At 61.5% G+C, this 26,819-nt stretch carries 23 protein-coding genes and 3 tRNA genes; 6 read left to right on the forward strand and 20 right to left on the reverse strand.

All coding sequences use genetic code 11. From position 1 onward, the window contains the following. Positions 1-33: 33 nt before the first annotated feature. Positions 34-1,200 carry a pyridoxal phosphate-dependent aminotransferase gene (locus tag ACFOGH_RS04950; protein WP_380071955.1) on the reverse strand — a complete coding sequence of 389 codons (1,167 nt, stop codon included), beginning with the start codon at positions 1,198-1,200 and terminating at the stop codon, positions 34-36. 92 nt (positions 1,201-1,292) lie between these two features. On the opposite strand from ACFOGH_RS04950, the gene ACFOGH_RS04955 reads away from it, so the two are divergent. After that, positions 1,293-2,054 carry a DsbA family protein gene (locus tag ACFOGH_RS04955; protein WP_380071956.1) on the forward strand — a complete coding sequence of 254 codons (762 nt, stop codon included), beginning with the start codon at positions 1,293-1,295 and terminating at the stop codon, positions 2,052-2,054. A gap of 108 nt (positions 2,055-2,162) precedes the next feature. Further along, positions 2,163-4,703 carry a beta strand repeat-containing protein gene (locus ACFOGH_RS04960; RefSeq protein ID WP_380071957.1) on the forward strand — a complete coding sequence of 847 codons (2,541 nt, stop codon included), beginning with the start codon at positions 2,163-2,165 and terminating at the stop codon, positions 4,701-4,703. A gap of 35 nt (positions 4,704-4,738) precedes the next feature. Here ACFOGH_RS04960 and ispG read toward each other — a convergent pair whose 3' ends face one another. The 4 genes from ispG to ACFOGH_RS04980 all read right to left on the reverse strand — a co-directional run bounded on the left by ispG (position 4,739) and on the right by ACFOGH_RS04980 (position 9,030). Next, positions 4,739-5,863 carry a flavodoxin-dependent (E)-4-hydroxy-3-methylbut-2-enyl-diphosphate synthase gene (ispG, locus tag ACFOGH_RS04965; RefSeq protein ID WP_380071958.1) on the reverse strand — a complete coding sequence of 375 codons (1,125 nt, stop codon included), beginning with the start codon at positions 5,861-5,863 and terminating at the stop codon, positions 4,739-4,741. 90 nt (positions 5,864-5,953) lie between these two features. Continuing rightward, positions 5,954-7,177 carry a helix-turn-helix domain-containing protein gene (locus tag ACFOGH_RS04970; RefSeq protein ID WP_380071959.1) on the reverse strand — a complete coding sequence of 408 codons (1,224 nt, stop codon included), beginning with the start codon at positions 7,175-7,177 and terminating at the stop codon, positions 5,954-5,956. Between the two features lie 115 nt (positions 7,178-7,292). Next, complete coding sequence (gene hemA, locus ACFOGH_RS04975) at positions 7,293-8,516, reverse strand: 5-aminolevulinate synthase (RefSeq protein WP_380073970.1); 1,224 nt, start codon at positions 8,514-8,516, stop codon at positions 7,293-7,295. 109 nt (positions 8,517-8,625) lie between these two features. After that, a complete protein-coding gene (locus ACFOGH_RS04980) occupies positions 8,626-9,030 on the reverse strand; it encodes a hypothetical protein (RefSeq protein WP_380071960.1) in 405 nt (134 codons plus the stop codon). A 121-nt stretch (positions 9,031-9,151) separates the two neighbouring features. On the opposite strand from ACFOGH_RS04980, the gene ACFOGH_RS04985 reads away from it, so the two are divergent. Next, positions 9,152-10,522 (forward strand): M20/M25/M40 family metallo-hydrolase, encoded by a 1,371-nt coding sequence (locus tag ACFOGH_RS04985; RefSeq protein WP_380071961.1) that lies wholly within the window; start codon positions 9,152-9,154, stop codon positions 10,520-10,522. A gap of 49 nt (positions 10,523-10,571) precedes the next feature. Here the strand turns inward: ACFOGH_RS04985 and ACFOGH_RS04990 are convergent, their stop codons facing one another. Beyond that, entirely contained in the window at positions 10,572-10,835 is a 264-nt protein-coding gene (locus ACFOGH_RS04990) for a DUF1344 domain-containing protein (RefSeq protein ID WP_380071962.1), read from the reverse strand. A 220-nt stretch (positions 10,836-11,055) separates the two neighbouring features. Between ACFOGH_RS04990 and ACFOGH_RS04995 the strand changes: the two genes are divergently transcribed. Next, entirely contained in the window at positions 11,056-11,499 is a 444-nt protein-coding gene (locus ACFOGH_RS04995; protein WP_380071963.1) for a GNAT family N-acetyltransferase, read from the forward strand. Between the two features lie 137 nt (positions 11,500-11,636). Here ACFOGH_RS04995 and ACFOGH_RS05000 read toward each other — a convergent pair. The 8 genes from ACFOGH_RS05000 to ACFOGH_RS05035 all read right to left on the reverse strand — a co-directional run bounded on the left by ACFOGH_RS05000 (position 11,637) and on the right by ACFOGH_RS05035 (position 17,165). Continuing rightward, a tRNA-Asp gene (locus tag ACFOGH_RS05000) sits at positions 11,637-11,713 on the reverse strand. Between the two features lie 36 nt (positions 11,714-11,749). Further along, positions 11,750-11,826: transfer RNA gene (locus ACFOGH_RS05005), tRNA-Asp, on the reverse strand. 97 nt (positions 11,827-11,923) lie between these two features. Further along, complete coding sequence (locus tag ACFOGH_RS05010; protein WP_380071964.1) at positions 11,924-12,853, reverse strand: pirin family protein; 930 nt, start codon at positions 12,851-12,853, stop codon at positions 11,924-11,926. 123 nt (positions 12,854-12,976) lie between these two features. Beyond that, a tRNA-Val gene (locus ACFOGH_RS05015) sits at positions 12,977-13,052 on the reverse strand. Positions 13,053-13,237: 185 nt separating this feature from the next. Continuing rightward, positions 13,238-14,098: a sugar phosphate isomerase/epimerase family protein gene (locus ACFOGH_RS05020; RefSeq protein WP_380071965.1), complete on the reverse strand. Its 861-nt coding sequence runs from the start codon at positions 14,096-14,098 to the stop codon at positions 13,238-13,240. Next, complete coding sequence (locus ACFOGH_RS05025; protein ID WP_380071966.1) at positions 14,095-15,240, reverse strand: dihydrodipicolinate synthase family protein; 1,146 nt, start codon at positions 15,238-15,240, stop codon at positions 14,095-14,097. The genes ACFOGH_RS05020 and ACFOGH_RS05025 overlap by 4 nt, the downstream gene beginning before the upstream one ends. A 9-nt stretch (positions 15,241-15,249) precedes the next feature. Next, the gene (locus ACFOGH_RS05030; RefSeq protein ID WP_380071967.1) at positions 15,250-16,011 is read right to left on the reverse strand and encodes a 3-ketoacyl-ACP reductase; all 762 of its coding nucleotides are present in this window, start codon (positions 16,009-16,011) and stop codon (positions 15,250-15,252) included. An 11-nt stretch (positions 16,012-16,022) separates the two neighbouring features. Next, positions 16,023-17,165, reverse strand: coding sequence for an acyl-CoA dehydrogenase family protein (locus ACFOGH_RS05035; protein ID WP_380071968.1), 1,143 nt, complete (start codon positions 17,163-17,165; stop codon positions 16,023-16,025). Between the two features lie 155 nt (positions 17,166-17,320). On the opposite strand from ACFOGH_RS05035, the gene ACFOGH_RS05040 reads away from it, so the two are divergent. Next, complete coding sequence (locus ACFOGH_RS05040; RefSeq protein ID WP_380071969.1) at positions 17,321-18,337, forward strand: aldo/keto reductase; 1,017 nt, start codon at positions 17,321-17,323, stop codon at positions 18,335-18,337. 182 nt (positions 18,338-18,519) lie between these two features. Here the strand turns inward: ACFOGH_RS05040 and ACFOGH_RS05045 are convergent, their stop codons facing one another. Genes ACFOGH_RS05045 through ACFOGH_RS05060 form a run of 4 tightly spaced genes read right to left on the reverse strand, consistent with a single transcriptional unit; the run spans position 18,520 to position 22,436 of the window. Beyond that, a complete protein-coding gene (locus ACFOGH_RS05045) occupies positions 18,520-19,770 on the reverse strand; it encodes a glycerate kinase type-2 family protein (protein WP_380071970.1) in 1,251 nt (416 codons plus the stop codon). Then, complete coding sequence (locus ACFOGH_RS05050) at positions 19,767-20,078, reverse strand: Dabb family protein (protein ID WP_380071971.1); 312 nt, start codon at positions 20,076-20,078, stop codon at positions 19,767-19,769. The genes ACFOGH_RS05045 and ACFOGH_RS05050 overlap by 4 nt, the downstream gene beginning before the upstream one ends. A 25-nt stretch (positions 20,079-20,103) precedes the next feature. Further along, positions 20,104-20,868, reverse strand: a complete 765-nt coding sequence (locus ACFOGH_RS05055; RefSeq protein WP_380071972.1) for an enoyl-CoA hydratase/isomerase family protein — start codon at positions 20,866-20,868, stop codon at positions 20,104-20,106. Then, the gene (locus ACFOGH_RS05060) at positions 20,865-22,436 is read right to left on the reverse strand and encodes an acyl CoA:acetate/3-ketoacid CoA transferase (protein WP_380071973.1); all 1,572 of its coding nucleotides are present in this window, start codon (positions 22,434-22,436) and stop codon (positions 20,865-20,867) included. Before ACFOGH_RS05060 ends, ACFOGH_RS05055 begins: the two co-directional genes overlap by 4 nt. 118 nt (positions 22,437-22,554) lie before the next feature. Between ACFOGH_RS05060 and ACFOGH_RS05065 the strand changes: the two genes are divergently transcribed. After that, complete coding sequence (locus ACFOGH_RS05065) at positions 22,555-23,373, forward strand: aldo/keto reductase (protein ID WP_380071974.1); 819 nt, start codon at positions 22,555-22,557, stop codon at positions 23,371-23,373. Between the two features lie 338 nt (positions 23,374-23,711). Here the strand turns inward: ACFOGH_RS05065 and ACFOGH_RS05070 are convergent, their stop codons facing one another. Both ACFOGH_RS05070 and ACFOGH_RS05075 read right to left on the reverse strand, forming a co-directional pair. Further along, positions 23,712-25,322, reverse strand: coding sequence for a GMC family oxidoreductase (locus tag ACFOGH_RS05070; protein WP_380071975.1), 1,611 nt, complete (start codon positions 25,320-25,322; stop codon positions 23,712-23,714). After that, positions 25,322-26,818, reverse strand: a complete 1,497-nt coding sequence (locus tag ACFOGH_RS05075; protein ID WP_380071976.1) for an aldehyde dehydrogenase family protein — start codon at positions 26,816-26,818, stop codon at positions 25,322-25,324. The genes ACFOGH_RS05070 and ACFOGH_RS05075 overlap by 1 nt, the downstream gene beginning before the upstream one ends. Position 26,819: the final 1 nt, after the last annotated feature.

The following is a 26,819-nucleotide window of genomic DNA, read 5'->3' on the forward strand; positions in this document are numbered from 1 at the left end:
AAAAACAAGACCGAAAAGCGCCTTCATCTTGGTCTAAATACTCCCGCCGGAGGCGCCCGCACTCTGCCCCATATACGCCGTCAGCCGTGCAAGCCCCTCAACGATATCAGCAGTCCCGCGCGCGTAAGAAAATCGCAGGGTCTGCCGCCCGCGCACAGGGTCAAAGTCCAAGCCCGGCGTCACCGCTACCCCGGCGTTGTGCAGGATGTCGCGGGCGAAGGCCAATGAATCTTCGGTGAAGGCGCTGACATCGGCGTAGATGTAGAAGGCGCCATCTGGCGGTGCGATCTTGTCAAACCCCGCACGCGGCAGGCCTTCCAGCATCAGACGGCGGTTCTCGGCGTAAACCGCGCGGTTGGCCTCCATCTCATCAATGCAATCCAGCGCGGCCAGTGCTGCCACCTGGCTGACATGCGGTGCGCAGATGAACATGTTCTGCGCCAGCCGCTCAACCGTGCGGATGTGATCCTCGGGCACCACCATCCAGCCCACCCGCCAGCCGGTCATGCTGAAATACTTCGAAAAACTGTTGATCACATAGACATCATCGCTGATTTCCAGCGCCGAATGCGCACGCTCGCCGTAATGCAGGCCGTGATAGATTTCGTCCGAGACAAAGCTGATGCCGCGCTGATGCGCATATCCGATCAACGCCGCCAGCGCGTCTTTCGACAGCATCGTGCCTGACGGATTGCCCGGTGAGGCGACGATAAGACCCTTCATATTCACACCGTCCAGATCAGCAGGCACTGGTTGCAGGCGGTTCTGTGCCCGCGTCGCAATTCCCACGGGCTGCAGCGACAGCGCCTTCAGGATCTGGCTGTAAGACGGATAGCCGGGCTCGCCCATGCCCACCCGGTCGCCTGCCTCAAACAGCGCGGTGAAGGCCAGCAGAAACGCGCCAGAAGATCCGGCGGTGACGATCACCCGGTCGGGGTTCAGCGTAACCCCATACCAGCGTTGATATAATGCCGCGATCCCTGCGCGCAGTTCGGGAATGCCCAGCGACACCGTATAGCCCAAGGCATCCGTCCCCATCCGCGCCGACAGCGCCGCAATCGCGCCCTGCGGAGCCGGGGTAGATGGCTGGCCCACCTCCATATGGATGATCCGCTGACCCGCCGCCTCTAGCCTTGCGGCTTCGGCGACCATATCCATCACAATGAAGGGATCAACCTGACCCCGGCTTGATCTATCCATCGCCCTGCCCCTATTGTTGCCGCCAATAGTGTCGCCTAGAAGGCGTTCGTCAACCCCGGCCGACCCGTCCGGCCCACCCCGAGGTTTCCCCGATGCGCCCGTTCCTGCAACGCCTGCCCATTCTTGCTGCCCTGCTCTCTTGCGCCCTCGTCGCCCCCAGCTTTGCCGAGGGGCTGGAGTCGATGACAGAGGCCGAGCGCGCAGCCTTCCGCGCCGAGGTGAAAGCCTACCTCCTGGAAAACCCCGAAGTGCTGGTCGATGCGATGAATGTGCTGCAAGACCGTCAGGCGCAAGCTGAACAGGCCAATGACAAGCAGTTGGTGATCGACCACAAGGCTGATCTGTTTGCCGACAAGGCCTCGTGGGTGGGTGGCAACCCGGATGGCGATATCACTGTCGTCGAGTTCATGGATTACCGCTGCGGCTATTGCCGCAAGGCCTATCAAGAGGTCGAGGATCTGGTGAAAGCCGACGGCAATATCCGCCTTGTGCTGAAAGAATATCCGATCCTGGGCGAGGATTCGGTCACCTCGGCGCGCTTTGCCATCGCCGTGCTGCAACTGCATGGCAATGACGCCTACAAGAAAGCCCATGACGCACTGATCACCCTGCGCGGGACGCCCGATGCCAGCACTTTGGGGCGTCTTGCCACTGATCTGGGGCTTGATGTGCAAGCGGTGCTGGCCAAGATGGGCTCGCCCGAAGTCAGCGCCGTTATCGCGCAAAATCAGGCGCTTGGCGACAAGATGGCGATCAGCGGCACCCCGACTTTCGTGATCGACGGCCAGATGCTGCGTGGCTATGTGCCGCTGGATGGAATGCAGCAGATCGTGGCGCAAGAACGCAAAAGTTGATTTCCTGACCTGATTTGTCACTTGCCCGAGGCTAACCGACGGCTAGTCTTTGCATATTCAAACGCCTGCGGGCGACTAATTTTGCAATGACCAGCTCAGAGGCCGAAGATGGCAGACAACGTCTATGATTTTGACGCACTTGTTGCGGCGGGAACGCGCTATGTGACCGATGACGGCACGGGGCAGGATTGGATCACGCTGCAAACCGTGCGCACGATCAGCCAAGCGGCCATCAACACCGGCAATTATGCCGTGCGTGTCTTCCTGACCACCACCACCTTTCAGGAAGGTCGCGCCTATGCGGAATGGATGCAGACCGATCCTTTTTTGGTTTATACACCGGTGCAGTTTACCGGCGTGATCGAGAACATTCAGGGGGCGAATGGGCGCGAAGCCTATTCGGGCAACGGATCGGCCAACATCATTTATGGCGATTGGGGCGATGCTCCAGGTGGCGATGACTACATCGCGGGCCTTGGTGGCGATGACAGGCTGTATGGCATGGGTGGCAGCGACCAGATTGATGGCGGCGATGGCAATGATATCCTGTGGGGCGATGCCGATCTGTCGGCTCAAGGCGATCTCAACATCGCATCCGGTGATGACACGCTGATCGGTGGCAATGGTGATGACACGTTGATCGGTGGCTTGGGCACCAACAGCCTTGATGGCGGCGCGGGCTTTGATACCACCAGCTATGCTGATTACGCATTTACCGGCACGGGCGCCTATCATGTCGATGTCGATCTGACCCAACGCCGCGCCACGCTTTATTACACCGATTATTATGACGGCACCGTCTCCACTCAAGCCATCGACAACGTGCAAAGCATTGAGCGTTTCGTAGGCACCGCCGAGGCCGATACGATGCGCGCGGGCAATGCGTTTACGCTGGGTGATCAGGCGCGCATCAGCTTTGAAGGTGGCGGCGGGGCTGATACGCTGATCAGCGGCGTCGGAGCGGATGCGCTTTACGGCGGCGCGGGCGATGATCGGCTGGATGCAGGCGGCAACGGCAATATCGACTACATTGCCGATCTGTTGGCAGGCGGCACCGGCAACGACACCTATCTGCTGCACGGCGACGCCGAAGTGGTCGAGCTTTGGGGCGAAGGCAATGACACGGTGATCAGCGACCGCTCCTACGCCTTGGGCTACAACCTTGAAAATCTGGTGCTCACTGCCGCTTCCGGGGCTGCCTCTGGCTATGGCAATGTGCTGGACAACCGCCTTGAGGGCAATGCCGACGCCAACTGGCTGGATGGCCGTGGCGGCATCAATACGCTGGTCGGTGGCGCGGGCGATGACAGCTATGTCGTCCACCGCACCTACACCTATACTCTGCTTGATTACGTCGTCGAACTGGCCGATGGCGGCACCGATACGGTGTTCAGCGCCGATACCATGACGCTGGCACTCTACGACAATGTCGAAAACCTGACGCTGACCGGCACCGGAAACTTCAGCGGCAGTGGCAACGCGCAGCGCAATCTGATCACGGGCAACAGCGGTGGCAACATTCTGAGCGACTTTGGCAGCTATGACACGCTGGCGGGCGGCGTGGGCGGTGATCTTTATATCATCAACGATGTGACGACGCAGGTGATCGAGACCGCAGGCAACGGCATTGATGCCGCAAATGTCACCGTCAACTATACTCTGGCCGCCGAGGTCGAGAATCTGCGGCTGCTTGTCGCCGGCCTGAAGGGCACCGGCAACGCGCTGAACAACCAGATGACCGGATCATCAGGGGTTGATTGGCTGCTGGGCATGGCGGGCAATGATATCCTGCTGGGAAATGCAGGCAACGACACGCTGCAAGGGGGCGATGGCAATGATACCCTGCGCGGGGATGCGGGGAATGATCTGATCTACGGCGGAACGGGCATTGATACGGCTTTGTTCAGCGGCCAGAACGCGGTGCGGGTCGATCTTGCCGTTACCACCGCGCAAAACACCGGGCTTGGCTTCGACCAGATCGCGGCCGTTGAGAATGTCCAATCCGGCAACGGCGCGGATGTGCTGCGGGGTAACAGCGTCGATAACGTGCTGACCAGCGGCAATGGCAATGATGATCTGTTTGGCGCAGGCGGGAATGACACGCTGAACGCAGGCGCAGGCAACGACACCCTGCGCGGTGACGCAGGAAATGACGCGCTGTATGGCGGTGCGGATATCGACACCCTGGTGTTCACCGCCGCAACCGCAGTCAATGTCAATCTGGGGCTGACGCGGGCACAAGACACGGGCTATGGGCTGGACGTGATCGTGGGGATCGAAAATATCACCAGCGGCGCAGGCGCTGATTGTCTGACCGGCAATGGCACACATAACATGCTGATTGGCAACGCAGGCAACGATACCCTATCTGGTGGAGCCGGGGGCGACACGTTGATCGGTGGCACCGGCAATGATCAACTGACGGGTGGCGCTGATGGTGATCTGTTTGTGTTCACCAGCAGTGACGGCACGGATGTGATTGCAGATTTCCAGAATGGCTTGGACCTGATCCGCACATCGACCCCGTTCAGCGCTGTCACCGTGCAGGATTCGGGTGCCGACACGCTGCTGATATTCGGCACGACACGCGTCACGCTGCTGAACTTTGATCACACGCTGATCGGGGCCGAGGATTTTCTGATCATCTGAACGGGGCTGGCCTTCTGGGGCCAAACCTTATGGGGCTAAGCTTCGGCCTCGGCATTGGCCGCCTCAATCTCGGCTGCGCGCTTTTCCACCAGCGCGACGATATGATCGACCATGCCCTCATTGCCGAGCTTGTGATCCTGCTTGCCCGCCAGATACACCATCCCCGACCCTGCCCCGCCGCCGGTAAAGCCGATGTCTGTCATCAGCGCCTCACCGGGGCCGTTCACCACGCAGCCGATGATCGACAGGCTGAGCGAGGTGGTGATATGTGCCAGCCGATCCTCCAGTGCCGAAACGGTCTTGATCACGTCAAACCCCTGCCGCGCGCAGGATGGGCACGAGATGATCGTCACACCGCGATGCCGCAGGCCCAGCGATTTCAAAATCTCAAAGCCGACTTTCACTTCCTCGACCGGATCGGCAGAGAGTGAGACCCGAATGGTATCGCCAATCCCCGACCACAGCAGATTCCCGAGGCCAATCGCCGATTTCACCGTGCCGGACACCAGCCCCCCGGCCTCGGTGATGCCCAGATGGATCGGCGCATCGGTGGCCATTGCCAGTTGCTGATAGGCGGCAGCGGCCATGAACACATCCGACGCTTTCACCGAAATCTTGAATTCGTGGAAGTCATTGTCCAGCAACAGGCGGATATGATCCATCCCGCTTTCCACCATCGCATCCGGGCAAGGCTCGCCATACTTGTCCAGCAGATGCTTTTCCAGACTGCCCGCGTTCACACCGATGCGGATAGAACAGCCGTGGTCTTTCGCCGCCTGCACCACATCGCGCACGCGCTGCGCATTGCCGATATTGCCGGGGTTGATGCGCAGACAAGCGGCACCCGCTTCTGCCGCCTCAATCGCGCGTTTGTAGTGGAAATGAATATCCGCCACGATCGGCACTGGCGATTCCTTGACGATCTCACGCAGCGCAAAGGTGCTGCCCTCGTCCGGCGTCGACACCCGCACGATATCGGCACCCGCAATGGCACAGCGTTGAATTTGCTCAATCGTTGCCGCCACATCGGTGGTCAGGGTGTTGGTCATGGTCTGGACCGAAATCGGCGCATCGCCCCCCACCAGCACCTTGCCGACACGGATCTGCCGCGACACCCGCCGCTCGATATTGCGCCAAGGGCGGATCGGATTATGGGTCATCGCAGGCTCCTTCTGTCGGCCTATAGATAGACAAGCAAAAGCCCCGGAGCAACCGTCCGGGGCCATTGGCCGCATCAACTTTGCGCTGCTCTATTCCGAGGGTACCGGGACCGAAGCAGGGGCGCTGGCGTCTGCCACATTCACAAACTGCGCCAGATCGGCATCGCCGCTGATGTCGGCGGTCTGATAGCCAGTGGTCAGCGCCTCGGCCGACAAGGCCACGTTCTTGACCACCTGCGCGCCGGGCGCTGCGGGGCCATAGGTTTTGCCGTTCACCACGAAATAGATCGACCCCGAATTGCCAGAACGCAAGACGGCTGCCTGCTGCAACGGCGGCACGGCGTAACGTTCACCCGCATCTAGGATTTTCTCGAACAGCACGGTGCCATCGGCTGCCGACACCCGCACCCACGACGGGCGCACGGCCAGCACTTCAACACCCGGTTTGGCCTCGGCCACAACCTGCACTGTATCGTCAATCGCCTGCTGCAGGCTGTCTTGCGGTGCGGCTGCTGCCCCAGCATCCGCCGTCAACACGCCTGCCACCCGCGGGTTAATCGTGCCAATCGGGCCATCGCGCGCCGTCAGAACCGGAGCCTCAAGCGCCTCGGGCTGATACAGTCGATCCAACTGATCGCTGCCTGCTTGGGTATCCGCAGCCGGCTGCACGTCGCCACTTGCATCGGCAACCTGCTCCGGCGCGGCTTTCACGCCTGCAAGCGGGTCCAATTCGGCCACCACCACCGGGGCTTGCTCTACCGGGGCAAGCTGCACGCGCTGCACTTCCTGCAACACCGACCAGCCGCCATAGCCAAGCGCCCCGATCAACGCCACCAGCACCGCCAGAGAACCAATCGCACCGGGTTCAACCCGGGCAAACAGACCTTCGTTGCGTGGAATAAACGCCGTGTTCAGATCGCCAAAGGCTTCGCGGCCTTCGTTCGCCACCTGCCGTGCCCGCATTGCCGTCATCGACACCGACGAGGCCGCAGCCGACATGCCATGCGCCACTTCAAAATTCGCTTCACGGCAGAATTTGGCAAAGGCCCAGTCCGGGTCCATCCCCAGATAACGTGCGTAAGACCGGACGTTGCCCGCAATGAAACCGGGGGTTTCAAACGCCGAAACATCGGCATTTTCAATCGCGGCGATATAGGTGGCCTTGATCTTCAACTCGCGCTGAATATCCAGCAGGCTTTTGCCCAGCGTGGCGCGTTCGCCCCGCATCAGGTCGCCCAAGCGCAGCTCGAAATCATCAAAGCCCTTCGGCTTATCCAATTCGGCTGCCGGAGTTTTCACTCTCCGCCCGATCATGCGCTGAGCCCCATATCTGCCCCGTATCCCCTGCCACCCTTAAGGGCGACTCATGTTTTGTCTATTGGGCAAAACCTAGCACGCGGCAAGCGATTCTGCATGTGCAGAAAGACATTTACGCCACAGCTTCGGCACGATTTAGCGCACACTGCCCCCAAAGGGCGTCCATCGCCTTCACAACTGCGTCAATTGCCTTCGAATCATGCACCGGGGACGGGGTAAACCGCAGCCGTTCGGTGCCGCGCGGCACGGTCGGGAAGTTGATCGGCTGCACGTAAATGCCGAATTGCTCAAGCAGCATGTCCGACAGCATCTTGCAATGGATGGGGTTGCCGACATGCACGGGCACAATATGCGTGCCATTATCGATGATCGGCATGCCCAGACCGCGCAGCCGCAGCTTCAGCATCGCGGCATTGGTTTGCTGGGCATCGCGCAGGTGTTGCGCGGTCTTGAGATACCGCACCGAGGCCGCAGCCCCCGCTGCCACCGCAGGCGGCAAAGAGGTGGTAAAGATGAAGCCAGGCGCATAGGAACGCACTGCATCCACCATCTTCGCACTTGCAGCAATATAGCCGCCGAACACGCCATAAGCCTTGGCCAAAGTGCCGTTGATGATGTCGATACGGCCCATCAAACCATCGCGTTCCGCCACCCCTGCCCCGCGCGGGCCATACATGCCAACGGCATGCACTTCGTCGATATAAGTCAGCGCGTTGAACTCTTCCGCCAGATCGCAGATCGCCTTGATCGGGCCGAAATCGCCATCCATCGAATAGATCGATTCAAACGCGATCAGCTTCGGCGTGGCCGGATCATCCGCCGCCAGCAATTCGCGCAGATGCGCCACGTCATTGTGCCGGAATATCCGCTTTGCCCCACCGTTGCGCCGCACACCTTCGATCATCGAGGCGTGGTTCAGCGCATCCGAATAGATGATCAGGCCGGGGAACAGCTTGGGCAGCGTCGAAAGCGTCGCGTCATTGGCGATATAGGCGCTGGTGAACACCAAGGCCGCTTCTTTGCCATGCAGATCGGCCAACTCGGCCTCAAGCTGGTTGTGATAAACCGTGGTGCCCGAGATATTGCGCGTGCCGCCCGACCCTGCGCCGGTAGCATCCAGCGCCTCGTGCATCGCCGCCAGCACCACTGGGTGCTGCCCCATGCCCAGATAGTCATTGCCGCACCAGACTGTGATATCGGCCTCGGCCCCATCAGGCTTGCTCCAGACCGCATGCGGATATGCCCCCTTGCGGCGTTCGATGTCGATAAAGGTGCGGTAGCGGCCCTCGTCATGCAAACGGCCAATCGCGGTATCAAGGGCGGCGTCGTAGTTCATCATCTTCTCCATCATCCTGCTGCCCTGCTAAAACATATGGCCGCAAGATACCTTGATGTGCGTCAAATCGGCGGCGGACGAAAGACGGCAATTTGCCACGCCGCATGTATCAGCCTTTCGGCGCAATCTCCAACACCAACACGCAAGTGGCCTCACCCTTGCGCAATTTGTCACAGGCCGCCAGCGCATCTTTCGCCGCTGTCGCCTGATCCGGCAATCCGCCGATGGCCTGTGCCGAGGCGGCCGGCGCGCCTGCGGGCAGGAAGCCGTCATCGGGCGAAACCGCCAGCGCCGCGTAACCCTTGCTGCTGTCGGGCACAAAAATTGCCAGCGCTTCCGGGTTGGTCAACACCACACGCAGGGTTGCAAGTTCGGTCTCGGTCAGGAACGGTTGCAGATGCAGGGTGATGCTCGAGTCGCCCAACTCTGCCGTCTCGGTCTTGACCGCCTCGGCGGCGCCCGCAGTTGCCAGTGCCATGGCCACAGCCATGCCAGCCCCGATATATTTCATCATGCCCCATCTCCGGCTGTCTGAATTTGCCCCTGTCTATCGCAGCCCGCCGCCACTGGACAGTCCCCCCCGTCCTGTTAGGCTCTGCCGTGCCAATATTTGCCGATATATCAAGGAGAGCCCGATGAGCCTGGATGCCGTCCTGTCCCGCATCGACACCGATCTGCCGCAGGCGCTGCACCGTCTGCTGGAGCTTTTGCGAATCCCGTCGATTTCCACCGATCCGGCCTTCAAGCCCGATTGCGCCCGCGCCGCAGACTGGTTGGTCGAAGATCTTAAGTCTTTGGGGTTTGAGGCTGCTTCGCGCCCGACCCCCGGCCATCCGATGGTAGTGGCGCATGGCGGATCGGGCGACAAACATCTGCTGTTTTACGGCCATTATGATGTGCAGCCGGTCGATCCGCTGAACCTGTGGGACCGCGACCCGTTTGATCCGGCCGTGCAAGATACCCCGACGGGCAAAGTGATCCGTGGTCGTGGTGCTGCCGACGACAAGGGCCAGTTGATGACCTTCCTAGAGGCATGCCGCGCCTGGAAAGCCGTACATGGCACCCTGCCCGGCAAGCTGACAATTTTCCTTGAGGGCGAAGAAGAATCCGGCTCGCCCAGCTTGATTCCGTTCATGCAAGCCAATGCTGCCGAATTGAAGGCTGATATCGCGCTGATCTGCGACACCGGCCTGTTCGATGACAATACCCCCGCCATCACCACCATGCTGCGCGGGTTGCTGGGCGAGGAATTGACCATCCACGCCGCCAACAAAGATCTGCATTCCGGCTCTTACGGTGGGGCGGCGGCGAACCCGATCAAGATTCTGTCGAAAATCCTTGGCAATCTGACCGATGCAACAGGCCGCATCGTGATCCCGAACTTTTATGATGGCGTCACAGAACTGCCCGATTCCATCCGCCAGCAATGGCAATCACTGTCGTTCGATCACGCGAAATTCCTCGGCGACGTCGGGCTATCGATTCCGATTGGCGAGCAAGACCGCACGCCGCTGGAAATGCTGTGGTCGCGCCCCACGGCGGAAATCAATGGCATCTGGGGCGGCTATACCGGCGAAGGCTTCAAAACCGTGCTGCCCGCGCAGGCACATGCGAAAGTCTCATTCCGTTTGGTCGGTGATCAAGATGCCGACGCGATCCGCAGCAATTTCCGCGCTTGGGTCGAAGCACAAGTTCCCGCCGATTGTCGGGTCGAATGGAAAGGCCACGGCGGCGGCGGTGCCAGCGTGATGTCGATCACCGACCCTGCGTTTGAGGCTGCGCGTCAAGCCCTGACCGACGAATGGCACGTGCCTGCCGCTTATATCGGCTGCGGCGGTTCGATCCCGATTGCGGGCTATTTCAAGACCTATCTGGATATGGATGCGATGCTGATCGGCTTTGGCCGCGATGATGATCAGATCCATTCGCCGAACGAAAAGTATGATCTGGAATGTTTCCACAAGGGCATCCGTTCATGGGCGCGCATCCTGCAGAAACTTGCCTAAAGAAAATGGGGGCCAACTGGCCCCCATCCCCCCAGCCCTGCGGCTGATGTCAGCTTTTGACCATGCTGACGGCGCTGGCCTCGTGGACCTTGCCCTTCAGTTCCCAAACCACGGCAACCTTTTCGCCCACCTTCAACCCCGGATCCTTGAAGCCCTTCGGCAGCATATAGGCCGTGCCATCAGCCAAAGTGATGGTGTGGGTTTTCATATCCAGCGATTTGATCACCCCATCGGTGGTGGTCGGCGCGGCCATGGCGATCGAGCCTGCACCGAGGGAAAGAACAATCGCGGCGGGTAGCATAAAAGCACGCATCTGCGTAACTCCGAATTTTGGACCGGGGGCGCACCCCTTCAGTCATATGTCGAAACCGTCTTGGTCTGTCGCGTCGGCGGAGGTTTTTCCGTCCGGCAGATCCCGGCTTCACGGGTTTTATACACCCGCCAAAGCGAAAGGAAATCGGGGGGCACCGGCTTGTGAAGCGCTGTGAAAGCTGCGAGATTTCTACGTGATCCCTTAGGCGGAAGGCCCTGAAATGACGCTTCAAATTCGTAATACTGCGCCGGAGGATGAAGCAGAATGGCGCGCGCTCTGGGCGCAGTATCTGGCCTTCTACAAGGTCGATCTTGCCACTGAAGTCACCGCAAACACCTGGGCGCGCGCACATGACCCCGCCAGCCCGATGCGAATCCGTGTGGCGGTTGAAAAGGGCACGATTCTGGGCTTTGCCGTGCATCTGCACCACCCTTCAACCTGGGTGATGGGCGAGGATTGCTATCTGGAGGATCTGTTCGTCAGCCCCGATGCCCGCGGCAAAGGCGTCGGCCGCGCGCTGATCCAAGACCTTGCCGCTTTGGCCAAAGCCAACGGCTGGCACCGGCTGTATTGGCACACCGATGAAGGCAACGCGACCGCGCGCCGCCTATATGACAGCTTTACCCCCAGCGACGGCCATGTGCGCTATCGGATGAAACTGTAAGCAATTCGCCCAAAGTTTGATTCAAATTGCGCTTCACATTGGCAGAAATACTCTGCGGAGTGTGAGGTGCAAAACCTCACGCACGCGCATGAAGAAAGCGAAGGTATCAAGCATAGAGGTTGGGAAATCGAGTGAAATGGCGCGGTGGACGGGGCTCGAACCCGCGACCCCCGGCGTGACAGGCCGGTACTCTAACCAACTGAGCTACCACCGCGCTTTTCACTTCGGTCAACGATCAATCAGAGGCAAGTGGCGCGGTGGACGGGGCTCGAACCCGCGACCCCCGGCGTGACAGGCCGGTACTCTAACCAACTGAGCTACCACCGCCGCCTTGCCCCCGGTTGCCCGAGGCGTTCAATCTCTTGAACGTGTCGGGGTATTACGCAAGGGGCCAAGCGGCGTCAAGCAGGTTCCGACAGGTTTTTCAATGATCTGGTGCCGGGATGAATTCTGCATTGTCGGCAGGCGGCAGTTGAAACCGCCCATGCGCCCAATCCCCTGCCCGCCACGCCTCTTTCGCGGCCTCGATCCGCTCTTTTGACGAGGCCACAAAGTTCCACCAGATATGCCGCGGCCCATCCATCGTGGCCCCACCCAACAGCATGATGCGTGCGCCCTCGGCCCCGGCTTTCACCGAAATGCCATCACCGGGACGAAACACCAGCATCGCGCCTACGCCGTGGGTCTGCCCGCCTTGGCTGACTTCACCCGCCAGCACATAGACGCCGCGATCTTCATGCTCGTCGGGCAGCGGCAGGCTCGCCCCCGGTGCCAGCGTTGCATCGGCGTAGAACGTCTCGGAGGACAGATCCAGTGGCACCTTCGCGCCCCAAGCAGAGCCCAGAATCAACCGCACCTGCTTACCCTCGGCTTCCAGAAACGGCAGCGCATCCACGCCCAGATTGTGAAACGCGGGCGGTGCGTCTTCCTGCGCCTTAGTCAGTGCCAGCCAAGTCTGCAAACCGAACAAGGTCTGCGGCAACGCCCCGTCAGTGCGCTCGGAATGGGTGATGCCGTGCCCCGCCTGCATCAGATTGACCTCACCGGGCGCGATCCAAGCATCAGTACCGAGCGAATCGCGGTGATGCATCCGGCCCTTCAGAAGATAGGTGACAGTCGAAAGACCAATATGCGGATGCGGGCGCACATCGACGCCTTTGCCGGTCAGAAACTCGGCTGGTCCCATCTGATCAAAGAAGATGAACGGCCCCACCATCTGCCGCTGCGCCGAGGGCAAGGCGCGGCGCACCTCGAACCCGCCCAGATCGCGCGCGCGCGGAATGATCAGCGCCTCAATCGCATCCACCTGATTGCCGATCGGAATCGACGCGTCCAACAAAGGATTCCAGCTCATTTTCGCCTCCATCTCTGAAGGCCAAGATAGGGGCTAAATGCGCACAGACCCAGACCCTGTGCGCGCGCGGTTTCTGTGCGTATGCGCGCAGAGCAGACTAAAACAGTACAAGCTGTTGAAAAATGGTGGGTCGTGACGGACTCGAACCGCCGACATTCTCGGTGTAAACGAGACGCTCTACCAACTGAGCTAACAACCCGCGCCGTTCTCATAGCCAAGCGCTGGGCCTAGCACAACCCCTTTGCTCGGACAAAAAAGCAGGCTGTCGGCGGGATCTTTCTTAAGATGATGGCGAAATCAGAGGCTTGAATACCCGACGGCCACTTCCATCTCCATCGTCACGCCAAAGTTAGTCTAGGTGGCGGCCACCACGCCCGCCTGCGCTCAACACAGGCTGCGAAACCGCTCTACCATCACATCCAGCACCTCTGCCGGATCACGCTGCCACCAATGCGCGGCGCTGAAGATTTCGACTTCGCACGCTCCGGTATAGCCCGCGCCCTCGACTGCCTGGCGCAGGCCGCGCAGATCGGCCACGCCATCGCCCATCATGCCGCGATCTAACAGCACGTCTTGCGTATCCACCAGCCAGTCGCACAGGTGATAGCCAAAGATGCGCTGCCCGGCGCGGGCAAGTTGGCGCGGAAGATCAGTGTCCCACCAGACATGATAGGCATCAATCGCCACCCCCAGATTGGGCGCTGCAATGGCGTCGCAGATATCCAGCGCATCGCGTGTGGTGGTCAGACAGGATCGGTTGCCACCATAGACCGGATTGAGCGGTTCAAGCGCCAGCTTCACCCCGCGCGCAGCGGCATAGGGTGCCGCTTCTGCCACCCGCTCTGTCACTCGCTGCAGGCTGTCGCGCACGCCCTTGCTGCCAGGGTCTACGCCGCCGACCACGATGGTCAGCACGCCGGCCTGCAAGGCAGCAGCCATGTCAATCGCGGCTTGAAAATCATCCATCACCGCCGCATGGCCACGTGGTGCCATCGGGCCCACCAAAAACGGCGTCCGGCACAGGCCCACAACCTGCAACCCCGCCGCGCGCGCACGTTCGCCGATCTGCACCGCCCGCGCGCCAATCTCGCGCCGCCAGAACACGATGCCGCCAAAGCCCCGTTCGGCGCAGGCGTCAATCACCCGCTCGGTTGACCATCCGGCCCCTGCCCCGTCAAGGTTGTGGCCCAAACTTGCCGTGTTCAGCGCAAGGGCCGAATGATCATTCGTAAAATCGCGCATCATGCACCGTAGACGCCCAGCAGCTTTTGCATCCGCGCCACCGCCAGATCGGGGTCACGCAGCAAGCCACAGCCATCGGCCAGCCGGAAAACTTCGGTGAAATACGGCAAGGGCCGCATCGCCTGCGCACCGTTCAGCATGATGAAATGGTCCTGAAAGCCGTTCAGCCAGGCCAGAAACACCACGCCCGTCTTGTAATACTGCGTTGGCGCACGAAAGATCAGCCGTGCCAGTGGCACAGTCGGGTCCAGCGTGGCACGAAATGCCTGCGCATCGCCCTCGCCCAGTTTTTGCACGGCATAAGCCGCAGCCGGGGCAAGTGGATCAAAAATGCCCAACAGCGCATGCGAATAGCCAAGGCTGTCGCCCTCGATCAGTTCGGGGTAGTTGAAATCATCGCCGGTATACATTTTGACACCCGCAGGCAGCCGACGGCGCATCTGGATTTCCTTGTCCTTGTCCAGCAACGAAATCTTGATGCCATCGACTTTGGCAACATTGCCGTTGATCACCGCCAGCGCAGTTTCCAGCGCCTGATCAAAGCTTGACGCCGCCCAGTAGCCCGCAAGTGCCGGATCGAACATCTCACCCAGCCAATGCAACACCACCGGATGATCGCAAGCTGCCAACACCTCGGAATAGACCTTGATGTAATCTTCCGGCCGCTTCGCCGCCTGCACCAGCGCGCGGCTGGCCATCAGGATGATTCGCCCACCCAGCGCCTGAACAGCCTCGACTTGGGCCAGATAGGCAGCCTTCACCTGATCCAGTGTATATTTCCCCGGCGGCAGATGATCCGTACCGCAGCCATTGGCCACCAGCGCATCGGGCAATTCCGCCTTGGTGCGCCGGATCAGCTCCAGCGCCCCCGGCCAATCCAGCCCCATGCCGCGCTGCGCAGTATCCATCGCCTCGGCGATGCCCAAGCCCATCCCGGCAAGGTAGCGACGAAACGCCATCGTTTTTTCCCAATCCACCACCGCGCGGCCCGAGGGATCGCTTGCGGTGAACGGATCGGCCACCACATGCGCCGCCGAATAGACCACCCGCGCTGGATCGGCCCCCAGCGTGGCCTGCGCAATCGGGGTGCCCTGCAAGTGATACGCCACCGGACGGCCCGTCAGATCAGGGAGGAGAATCTTCATAGCCGCACCTCAAAAACGAGGAACAAGCATCCCGGCATCGGCCGAGATCACCTGTCCGGTGGTATAGGGAAGCTTGCCAGAAGCAAGCGAAGCGATAATCGCGCCGATATCCTCGGGCGAACCCACGCGCGGGAACAGCGTCAGCCCGTCCTCGGCACGTTTGCGATACATCTCGATGACCGGCGCGGTCATTTCCGTGGCAATCAGCCCCGGCTGCACATCGTAAACCGCGATATTCTCGGGCCCCAGCCGCACTGCCAGCGCTTTGGATACCATCGCCGCCGCTGCTTTGCTGGCGCAGTATTCCGCCCGCTGCACTGCCACCGCCATCGCATTGGACGAGGTGACATTGACGATGGCATGAAACACCGCCGCATCGCGCGGGCGGGCCAACACACGCTTGGCAAAGGCCTGCGCCAGAAAGAACATCGCCTTGCTGTTGATGTTCAGGCAGCGATCCCAGCTTGCCTCGGACACTTCCAGCAGATCGCCGCGCTGCAACACGCCAACGCCTGCATTGTTCACCAGCGTCGTCAGCGGCCCCAAAGCCGCCTCGACCTGCGCCAAAGCCGGGTCATGTGCGGATAAATCGCTGACATCGAAAGGCGCTGCGACACAAGGCCCGATGGCCTGCACCGCCGCCACCGCCGCGCGCAATTCGGCATCGTCAACCGGCCCGTTCACCGCCACCGCAAAGCCCTCGGCGGCCAGTGCCTTGGCGGTCGCAAGACCAATGCCGCGCGACGAGCCTGTGACCAAAGCAACTTGCATCCCCCGAACCGTCACGATCTGGCGCCCTTCTTCAGCAATTCGCGCGCGATGATCATGCGCTGGATCTGCTGCGTGCCCTCGTAGATCTGGGTGATCTTGGCATCGCGATACAGCCGCTCGACCTCAAAGCCGCGGATATAGCCCGAGCCGCCGAATACCTGCACCGCATCGGCGGTCCGCTGTACCGCCATATCTCCGGCAAAGCATTTTGCCATGGAACAGGCCTTGGTTGCATCCTCGCCCCGGTCAATTTTGACGGCAGCCGATTGCACCAACAGCCGCGCCGCTTCGATATCGCGCGCCATATCGGCCAGCAGCCACTGCACGCCCTGAAATTCAGAAATCGACTTGCCAAACTGCCGCCGCTGCCCGGCGTAATCCACAGCGGCCTCAAGCCCCGCCTGCGCAATCCCGACCGCCAGTGCGGCGATGCCCACCCGGCCTTTGTCCAGCACCGACATCATCATGTGAAAGCCGCGCCCAGGCTGGCCCAGCAAAGCCCCCGCCCCCAGCCGCACATCCTTGAAATCAAGCCCGCCAACCTGACTGGCCCGCTGGCCCATCTTGTGCTCTTTCGGCCCGCGCGTGACGCCCGCACTGTGCAGATCGACGATGAAGATCGACATGCCGCGATTGCCGGCCTCTTTGTCTGTCCGCGCCAGCACGAAAGCCAGGTCGGCCACGGGCGCGTTGTGGATCCAGATTTTGCCGCCGTTCAGAATCCACCCCTCACCATCGGCCACGGCGGTGGTGCGGATACCTGACACATCCGTCCCCGCCTCGGGTTCGGTGATGCAATAGGCCACCTTCGTCTTCATGCTCAGGATATCACCCAGCAGCGCCTGCTGCGCCGGCGTGCCGTGTCGCACCAGCAGGGTCGAGATCAACTCCAGCAGCCCGCATTGGTCCGCCACGCTGGCATAACCGCGCGACAATTCCTCCATCACCAGCGCATAGGTCAGCGTATCAAAGCCCGGCCCGCCCAAAGCCTCGGGCACGCCAATGCCGAACAACCCCAGCTTGGCCATCTCATCATAAAGTCCCGCCGGGAATTTTTCTTCGCGGTCCAACTCCTCGGCGACCGGGCGGATCACCTGATCGGCAAAATCCCGCGCCATGTCGCGCACCTGAAGATGAGTCTCGGTCAGATACATGCCGCCCTCCGTTTAGTAACTATCTGGTTACATTATTGGCGCAAGCACCCATCGGTCAAGACCGAAAAATCACCGCAAACCCGCAAACAGGCTTGCAGGGCCGGAAATCACCCGTATAAATAACCAAACGGTTACTAATGACAGGAACCCATCCCATGCTTCCCACCCAGAAACGCAAATTCGGCCGCATTGATCTCGATGTCACCGCCTTCGGATTCGGCACCGCCCCGCTGGGGAATTTCCTGGCCGAGATGGACGAGGCGACGGCAAGCGCGATGTTCGATACCGCGTGGGATGCCGGGATTCGCCTGTTTGACACCGCCCCGATGTATGGCCATGGCCTGTCCGAAGCCCGCACCGCACAAGCGCTGCGCTGGAAAAACCGCGATGAATTCATGCTGGCCTCAAAGGTTGGTCGTCTGCTGAAACCCGCCCGCCGCGATCAGATTGATTTCGCGCCTTGGGTCAACGCAGCACCGTTCCAGATGCAGTTCGACTATTCCTACGATGGCACCATGCGCGCCTTCGAGGACAGCCTGCAACGTCTGGCGCTGGAACACATCGACATCATGTTCATCCACGACATTGACGTGTTCACCCGTGGCTCCGAACAGCCCGAGGTGTTTGCCCAAGCGATGGATGGCTGCTACCGCGCCCTTGCCTCCTTGCGTGATCAGGGGCTGGTGAAGGCGATTGGCGTTGGTGTCAACGAATGGCAAGTCTGCCACGCCGCGCTGCAACAACGTGATTTCGATGCTTTCCTGCTGGCGGGCCGCTATACGCTGTTGGAACAAGATGCGCTCGACAGCTTCCTGCCGCTCTGCGTAGAGCGTGGCGCGGCGGTGCTGGTCGGCGGTGGGTTCAACTCTGGGATTCTTGCCACCGGCGCGCGGCCCGGCGCGAAATACAACTATGCCCCCGCGCCCGAGGCGATCTTGCAAAAGGTCGCAAAGATCGAAGCGGTCTGCGCCGCGTATAATGTGCCACTTGCCGCCGCTGCGCTGCAATTCGTGGTGGCACATCCGGCGATCCCATCTTTCATCGCAGGCACCCGCAACGTACAGCAGTTGCAGCAGAATCTGGCATGGTTCAGCCACCCGATTCCACCCGCGTTCTGGTCTGATCTGAAAGCAAAAGGCCTGCTGCGCGACGATGCCCCCGTGCCGGCCTGACGCCGCACGCCTCCACCACGCCCTGCTTCGCGTCTCAGCCCCCTTAAAGCAGGCGGATAGCCTGCGCTGGCGGTCCGGGGGTCCCCGCACCAATGCGGGGGTGGCCGCCATGGGTGGACCTATCTACCCGAAGGGCGCGCGCAGCGCGGGTCCACCCGCCGCAGCGCCCGCAGGAAACGCCATCACCGGATCAGAATGGCGCGAAAATCATTCACATTGGTCCCGGTCGGTCCCGGCTCGAACAGATCGCCCAAGGCTGCGAACGCCGTATAGGCATCATTTCCCGCCAGCGCCGCCGCCGGATCCATCCCCAGGCCACGCAACCGCACCATTGAGCCGCCATCGGCAAAGGCGCCTGCGTTGTTTTCCGAACCATCAATGCCATCGGTATCCGCCGCGAGGGCCGCGAAGCCCACGCCCTCCGCCGCCAGCGCCAAAGCCAACAAGAATTCGGAATTCCGCCCACCCCGACCCTTGCCGCGCAGCGTCACCGTCGTCTCGCCACCCGACAAAATCACCACCGGGCGCGCGAATGGGCGGCCCCGCAGCGCCACTTCGCGCGCAATCGCCGCATGCACCCGGCCCACATCCCGCGCCTCACCTTCAATGGCATCCGACAGGATCACCGCAGGCACCGCCGAGGCCGAGGCCGCCGCTTCCAGACTGATCCGGGCCGAGGCGATCACCCTCACCTGATGCCCGGCAAACGCCGGGTCCGCCGGATCGGGCGCGCGGCCTGAATCTCCCGCGAGCCAAGCCGCCACCTTTTCGGGCAAGGCAATCCGCCAGGCAGCCACCATCGCACGCGCATCTTCGCGCGTCACCCGGTCCGGCACCGTCGGGCCCGAGGCCACTTGCGCCGGATCATCGCCCGGCACATCCGACACAACCAGACTGACCACCTTTGCCGGATAACAGGCCGCCGCCAGCCGCCCGCCCTTGATGCCAGACACCTGCTTGCGGATCGCGTTCATCACCGAAATCGGCGCCCCCGAGGCCAGCAAAGCCCGGTTCAGCGCCGCTTCGTCCTCCAGTGTCAGATCGCCCGGCGGGCACGGCAACAACGCCGAACCGCCGCCACACACCAGCGCCACCACCAGATCATCGGCGCTAAGGCCCCGCACCGCATCAAACAGCGCCGCCGCCGCCGCAATGCCTGCCTGATCCGGCACCGGATGCGCGGCCTCCAGCACCTTGATCTGGCGGGTCGCGCAGCCATAGCCATAGCGCGTGACCACCACGCCTGTCAGCGGCCCGTCCCACAAATCCTCAAACGCGGCAGCGAGTTGCGCCACCCCTTTGCCCGCACCAATCACCACAACACGGCCCTTTGGCCGATCGGGTATATGCGCCCGCAAAGCCTGACGCGGATCAGCGGCCTGCACTGCCGCCTGAAACAACCCGGTCAGTAAGACGCGATCTTCCGGGTTCATCGCGCCACTACGTCAAACACGAACACACCCTCAACCCCACCTTCGGTTTCGGCGACGATCTGCGCCCCCACCGCCTGATGCGCGGGGTGGATCAGATAGGCGTCACGCGCCGCCGCATCGGTGAAATCAAACCAGAACAGATCGTCAAAGCCCCGCGACAGCGGCTCTACCGTCACGTTCTTTGACGATTGGAAATCAAGGATGCCGCCAATATGCGCCGAAAGTCCGGCCAGCGCCGTATAAAGCCTGTCCTTGGTTTCGGCGTTGGTGCCGGGTTTGAAGTGCAGGGCAACGATATGGCGGATCATGGCGGTCCTTTCGGCAGCAGATGGATCAAAACTGCGGTTGGCGTTTGGCACGGTAGGCCGACAAACCCTCGGCCAGATCATCTGACCCCGCGACAAGCGCGCCTGCAAGGGCCTCGATGCCACGTTCGCGATCTTCGCCTGTCGCGGCGTTGATCAGGATCTTGGTGATCTCGGTGGCGCGCGGGCTGCGCGCAGCGACCCGTGCCGCAACCTCGAGCGCTGCGGCCATGCCTTGCCCACGCGGCGCGACCTGATCCACCAGCCCCAAGGCCAGCGCCTGATCGGCTGTGAAAACCTCGCCCAGCAGCGCCATGCGCCGCACCAGTTGCGCGCCAAACCGGCGGCTGGCGCGTTGCGTGCCAGACCAGCCGGGGATCACACCCAAGCCCGTCTCGGGCAGACCAAATGTCGCCTGCGCTTCGGCAATACGCAGATCGGCACAGGCCGCAAGTTCCAGCCCACCGCCAAGGCAAGCCCCGTTCAGCACCGCGATCAGCGGCTGGCGCAACCGGGCCAAGGCATCAAAGGCCTGATGCCCATCGCGCAACCACCGTCGGCCGAAATCATCGGGTGCCAGATTGCTCCACCCCGCAATATCGCCACCCGCGCAAAACGCCTTGCCCTCACCCGTCAAAATGACCACGCGCGCCTGCGACTGTTCGATCTCACGGCACAGCGGCATCAGCGCCGCCACCATATCACCGTCCAGCGCGTTCAGCTTTTCGGGGCGGCAAAGCTGCAGATGCGCCACCGCGCCGTCAAAGTGCAGCGAGATTCGCGCCGCGCTCACAGCGCAAGCCCAAACGGCGGCTCGCGGAACAACGCAGCCTCCATCAGCTTCAAATCAGCCGACACACGCAGCGGCGTGGCGCATTGATCCAGAATATCGCGCTGCAAATCCATGCCAGGCGCGATCTCGGTCAGCAACAAACCCGCCTCGCTCAGTCGGATCACACAGCGCTCGGTCACATAAGAAACGTCCTGCCCCTGCATCACCGCGCGCCTGCCCGAGAAGGAAACCTGATCCACCTTCGGCACGATCTTGGCGAGCTTGCCTTCCTTGTCGATCACCAGCTTGCCGCCTTCCAAATGCATCTTCGCGCCCGCGTTGAAATTGCCGGAAAACACGATCTTGCGGGCTCGGGCAGTGATATCGACGAACCCTCCCGCCCCCGCGGTGCGATGCGGTGTCGCCGAGAGGCGCGATACATTGACCGACCCCTCGGCGTCGATTTCCAGAAACGAGAGGAGAGAGCAATCGAACCCTCCCGCCTGGAAATAGCTGAATTGATGGGGCGAGGCGACAAATGCCTCGGCGTTGCTCGCGCAGCCGAATTTGAAATCCAGCAGCGGGATCCCCCCCACCGCGCCCTGCTCGATCACCCAAGTCACCTTGCCGTGGTGGCCTTCCTCCAGCAGAATCCGCGGTACATTGGCCGAGATGCCAAAACCGATATTCACCGCCCAGCCCGCGCGCAATTCCTGCGCAACCCGCCGTGCAATCACTTTGCCGGGGTTGAAATCGGCGCGGCGGAAGGTGTGCAGCGGGCGGAACAACTCGCCCGAAATCGCCGGATCATAGGCGGTGGCGGTGGTTTGCAACTGATCCGGGGCTTCGACGATCACATCCACCAGAATCCCCGGCACCCGCACATCATGCGGGCGCAGACTGCCGTTTTGCGCGATGCGGCGCACCTGCGCAATCACCAGCCCGCCCGAGTTATGCGCCGACAGCGCCATCTCCATCGCGCCAAGCGTCGCGCCCTCTTGCTCAAAGGTCAGGTTGCCGTTTTCATCTGCGGTCGAGGCGCGGATGATCGCCACATCGGGATGCAGCGGCGGGAAATGCAGCCAATCCTCGCCCGCGAAATCAACGTGCTGCACGATCGGTTGCGCACGGGCACTGGCGTTCATCGCGCAGCCCTCTTGCAACGGGTCAACGAACGTATCCAACCCCACCTTGGTCAGCACGCCGGGGCGTTTCGCGCCACCTTCGCGCAGCATGTCAAACACGATCCCCGACGGCACGTTATACGCCGCCAACTGTTCAGCCAGGATCATCTGCCACACCAACGGCGGCTCGGCATTGCTGGGGCCCGATGGGTAAGAGCCGCCAATGATCCGGCTCAGCATCCCCGGTTTGGCAATGTGATCAACGCCCTTGGTGCCAAACATATCGCCCGCCGCAATCGGATGCACCGTGGTCAGATTGGCCGGATGCCCCTCGGCGTCAAAGCGCGCACCCAAGGCCTGCAACACCGCATCGGGGCAGCACAGACCCGACGAAGAATTCACCGCGATCATCGCGTTATCGCCAATCAACCGCACCGCCTCGGCAGCCGTCTTGATTTTCGACATAACGATTCTCCTATTCCGACATTGCATCAAGTAACTAACTGGTTATAAGATTAAGCACAACCTGCCAACCCCATCAAGCGGTTTATGGCCGCGTCTTGCCAACAGTCTGGAGCCAGCGATGAACATCACTTTTGAAAAGACCCATCAACGCGTGTTCGGAACCTTTCCGCTGAAGGGCGAGGTTTTGGCTGGGGCGATTGCCGCTGCGGCAAAGGTGGGCTATCGCGCATTCGACACCGCCCAAATGTATGGCAACGAGGCCGATACCGGCGCCGCGCTGAAGGCCACCGGCGTCGCTCGCGATCAGCTTTGCATCACCACAAAGGTGCAGCCCGAGAATTTCGGCGCTGACAAATTCATCGCTTCGGTTGAACAAAGCCTGAAGCACTTGCGGCTTGATCAGGTCGATATCCTGTTGCTGCACTGGCCCGCGCCGGATGGCGATATCGCACCCTCGTTGCGGCTGTTGCAGCAGGCGCAGCAACGCGGGCTGACCAAAACCATCGGCATTTCCAACTTCACCGCCGCCATGATGCGGCAGGCCAAGGCTGTCGTAGATGCACCGCTAGTCACCAATCAGGTAGAGTTTCAGCCGCTGCTCAATCAGGATATCCTGCTCGCGGCGGCCACAGAAACCGGCATACCGCTGTCGTCCTATTGCTCGGTCGCGCGGGGCGAGGTGTTCAAATATCCGCTTTTTGCACAAATCGGCGCGGGCTATGGCAAATCGGCAGCGCAAGTCGTGCTGCGCTGGATCTTGCAAAAGGGTCTGGCGATCAACACCATGTCGACCAAACCCGCCAATATCGCCGAGAATTTTGATGTGATGGATTTCACCCTGTCCTCCATCGACATGGCGCGGATCGAGGCGCTGAAATCAGTGGGCTACCGTGTGGTGACGCGCGATCTGGTGCCGATTGCGCCTGAGTGGGATTAAGGCTGATCGACATTCACGCGCATGCGTGCAGACATCGCCGGGCGGAAACAGGAAACGCATTGCGTTTCCCCGCCCGCTTGGGCGGCTTGCCCCTGAAGTCACCTCAGCGAGAATCCCCACGAGGCCAGCACCCGACCCGGCGGGCGAGAAGCGCCCGCCACGGCTGCGTCGGGCGCTGGCCGGGCCTTTGAGGCCCGGCGGTCACAGCGGCACCTGCACCGCATGGCGAAGGCGATGGCCTTCGCCAAATTACTCAATATTGATGTCCATCCAACCTAGGTCCGAGGGAAAAGGTCGCTGTGATCAAAGCAATAGCGCGGTCGTTCTGGCCGCCCTTTTCACTGGTTGCCCCGGATCAGATCGGCAGCCTTCTCGCCGATCATGATGGTGGGCGCATTGGTGTTCGACCCGATCAGGCTGGGCATCACCGAACTGTCGCAGATGCGCAAACCGTCCATCCCCCGCACCCGCAGTGCCGGATCAACCACCGCCATCGCATCCTGCCCCATCCGGCAGGTCGAGACCGGATGATAAGACGTGCGGCCATACTGGCGGGCATAGGCTTCGTAATCGGCTTGGGTTTTCACCGTGTCATCGGGGAACCGCAGTGTGCGGATGTATTTTTGCAGCGAAGGCTGGCTGAAAATCTCGCGGCTGATCTTCACACCCTCTGCCGCGATCCGCAGATCATCGGGGTCGGCCAGAAAATTCGGATCGACCAGCGGCAGCGCCGCCGGATCAGCCGAGCGCAGCGTCACCGACCCACGCGACTTTGGCCGGGTGGCATAGCTGTTCAGCGTGATCCCCGAGGCCCCCTTCGGCACCGAGGGCACACCAGCCTCGGCCCCCGCCCCGGCAAGGAAGTGAAACTGCAGATCGGGACAGTCGGCGCTTTTATCCGCATACCAGAACGCCCCACCCTCCACCACGTTCGAGGTGACAGGCCCCGCCTTGAATAAAGTATAGGCAATCCCCGCCCAAAGCGCCCAATGCGGCTTGTTGTATTTGTCCAGACTGCCGTGATGCGCAAGCTCGGCCACGATGTCGATGCCGAAGTGATCATTCAGGTTCTGGCCGACGCCCGGCAGATCGTGCTGCACCTTGATGCCAAGGCTGGCAAGATGCGCCGCAGGCCCGATGCCCGACAACATCATCAGCTTGGGCGAGCCGATGGCGCCCGAGGTCACGATCACCTCGCTATCCGCCTGCGCCACCTGCGTGCTGCCGCCGTGCCGATACTCCACCCCCGTCGCCCTGCCCGCCGTCACCACGACACGCAACACCAAGGCACCTGTGATCACCGTCAGATTGGGCCGCGACAGCGCCGGGCGCAAATAGCCCACCGCCGCCGAGCAGCGACGATAGTTCTTGGTGGTGGTCTGATAAAACCCTGCGCCCTGTTGCACCGCGCCGTTGAAATCAGGGTTATAGGGCATCCCCCATTCCTGACAGCTTTGCACGAAAGCCCGTGTGACCTTCTGCGGATCGGGAATGTTTGACACCCCCAACGGCCCATCGGTGCCATGCAGCGCCCCCGAGAGCACCGCATTGCCTTCCGAGCGCAGGAAGTATTTCTGCACCGAAGCCGCATTCCAGCCGGTCGCGCCCTCGGTCTCCCAGCGGTCATAGTCGCTGGGGTGGCCACGGGTGAAAATCTCGGCATTGATCGACGAGCCGCCACCCAGAACCCGCGCCTGCGCATAGGGAATTTCGCGGTTGTTGGCGTGGCGCTGCGGCGTGGTCGTCAACCCCCAGGTCAGCGGCCCGGTGGTCATCTTGGCAAAACCGACCGGCATATGGATCAGCGGGTGATTGTCTTTGCCACCAGCTTCGATCAGGCAGACGCGGACAGCAGGATTTTCCGACAACCGCGCCGCCAGCACGCAGCCCGCCGAGCCACCGCCAACGATCACATAGTCAAAACCCGCCCGTTCAGAAGCTTGCGCCATCATGCGATCCAGTGGTTGCGTTTGCCGGTTTCAATATGCACCGATTTGATCTGGGTGTATTCTTCGACACCGTATTTTCCGGCCTCGCGGCCCCAGCCTGATTGCTTGAAACCGCCCAACGGCATTTCCGGCCCGCCCGCCATGATGCAGTTCACCCAGAACCGCCCTGCCCGCACCCGGCGCGTGACGGTCAGCGCCTTGTCGATGCTTTTGGTCCACAGGCTGGCGGCAAGGCCGTAAACCGTATCATTGGCCAGCGCAATCGCCTCCTCCACCGTATCAAACGGCATCGAACACAGCACCGGGCCAAAGATCTCATCACGGGCAATCGCCATCTCGGGCGTCACGCCGGTGAACAGCGTCGGCTGAATGTATTGGCCATGGCCAAGGTCTTTCACCGTGCCACCAATGGCAATCTTCGCACCCTCAGCCTGCCCCTTGGCGATATAGCCCAGGATCACCTGATTTTGCGCATCGGTGGTGATCGCGCCGACCTGCGTATCCGGGTCCAACGGGTCACCCACCCGGATCTTCGCCATCTTGGCCGCCAGCAGTGCCTCAAACTCCGCCGCGACCGAGCGTTCAACGATCAGCCGGCTGGACGAGACACAGCACTGCCCGGTGTTAAAGCTGATGCCAAAAGCTGCAGCGTCGGCGGCATCCTCCAGATCGGCATCCGCGAAAACGATGATCGGATTCTTGCCGCCCAGCTCCAGCCCCAACTTTTTGAAATTGCTGTCAGCACTGGCATGCACACAAGATCGCCCCACAGCGGTCGATCCGGTGAACGACAGCATATCCACATCCGGGTGTTCGGTCAGCGCCTGCCCGATACTGCGCCCCGAACCCGTGATGACGTTATAAACCCCTTTCGGCAGCCCCGCTTCCTCCAGCACTTCGGCCAGCAGCAGCGTTGTGGCCGATGTCACTTCCGATGGCTTCACCACCAGCGTGCACCCTGAAGCAAGGATGAACGGCACGCGTTCGCACAGGATCAGGAACGGGAAATTCCACGGCGTGATCAATCCCACCACGCCAATCGGTTCGCGCAGCACCATGCCAAACAGATCATCGCCAAGACTGTTGAAACTGTCGCCATGCAGCATCCGCGCCGCGCCTGCCCCAATCTCGAAACAGGCGATGGAATGGTCGATCTCCCCCATCGCTTGGCTGATCGGCTTGCCGTTCTCCAGGCTTTCCCAATATGCGATCTCGCTCCTGCGGCGTTTCAGGATTTCAGCCGCGCGCAGCAGAACAGCCGCCCGCGCCGCACCAGAAATTCCCGCCCAGCGGCGATCTTCAAAGGCGTTGCGTGCTGCGACAACCGCCGCGTTCAGATCATCGCTTGTGCATCTCGGAATCCGCGACACCGCAACGCCGTGGCCGGGCGAGGCACGCTCGAACATCTCACGACCCGCGTGCCACGCACCATCAATGTAGAAGCCGAACTCACGCGGGGTGGCGGGCAATTTGGGAAACGGGCGCAGGGTGTCCATC

The sequence above is a fragment of the Cypionkella sinensis genome (assembly GCF_042646385.1).
Taxonomy (GTDB): domain Bacteria; phylum Pseudomonadota; class Alphaproteobacteria; order Rhodobacterales; family Rhodobacteraceae; genus Cypionkella; species Cypionkella sinensis.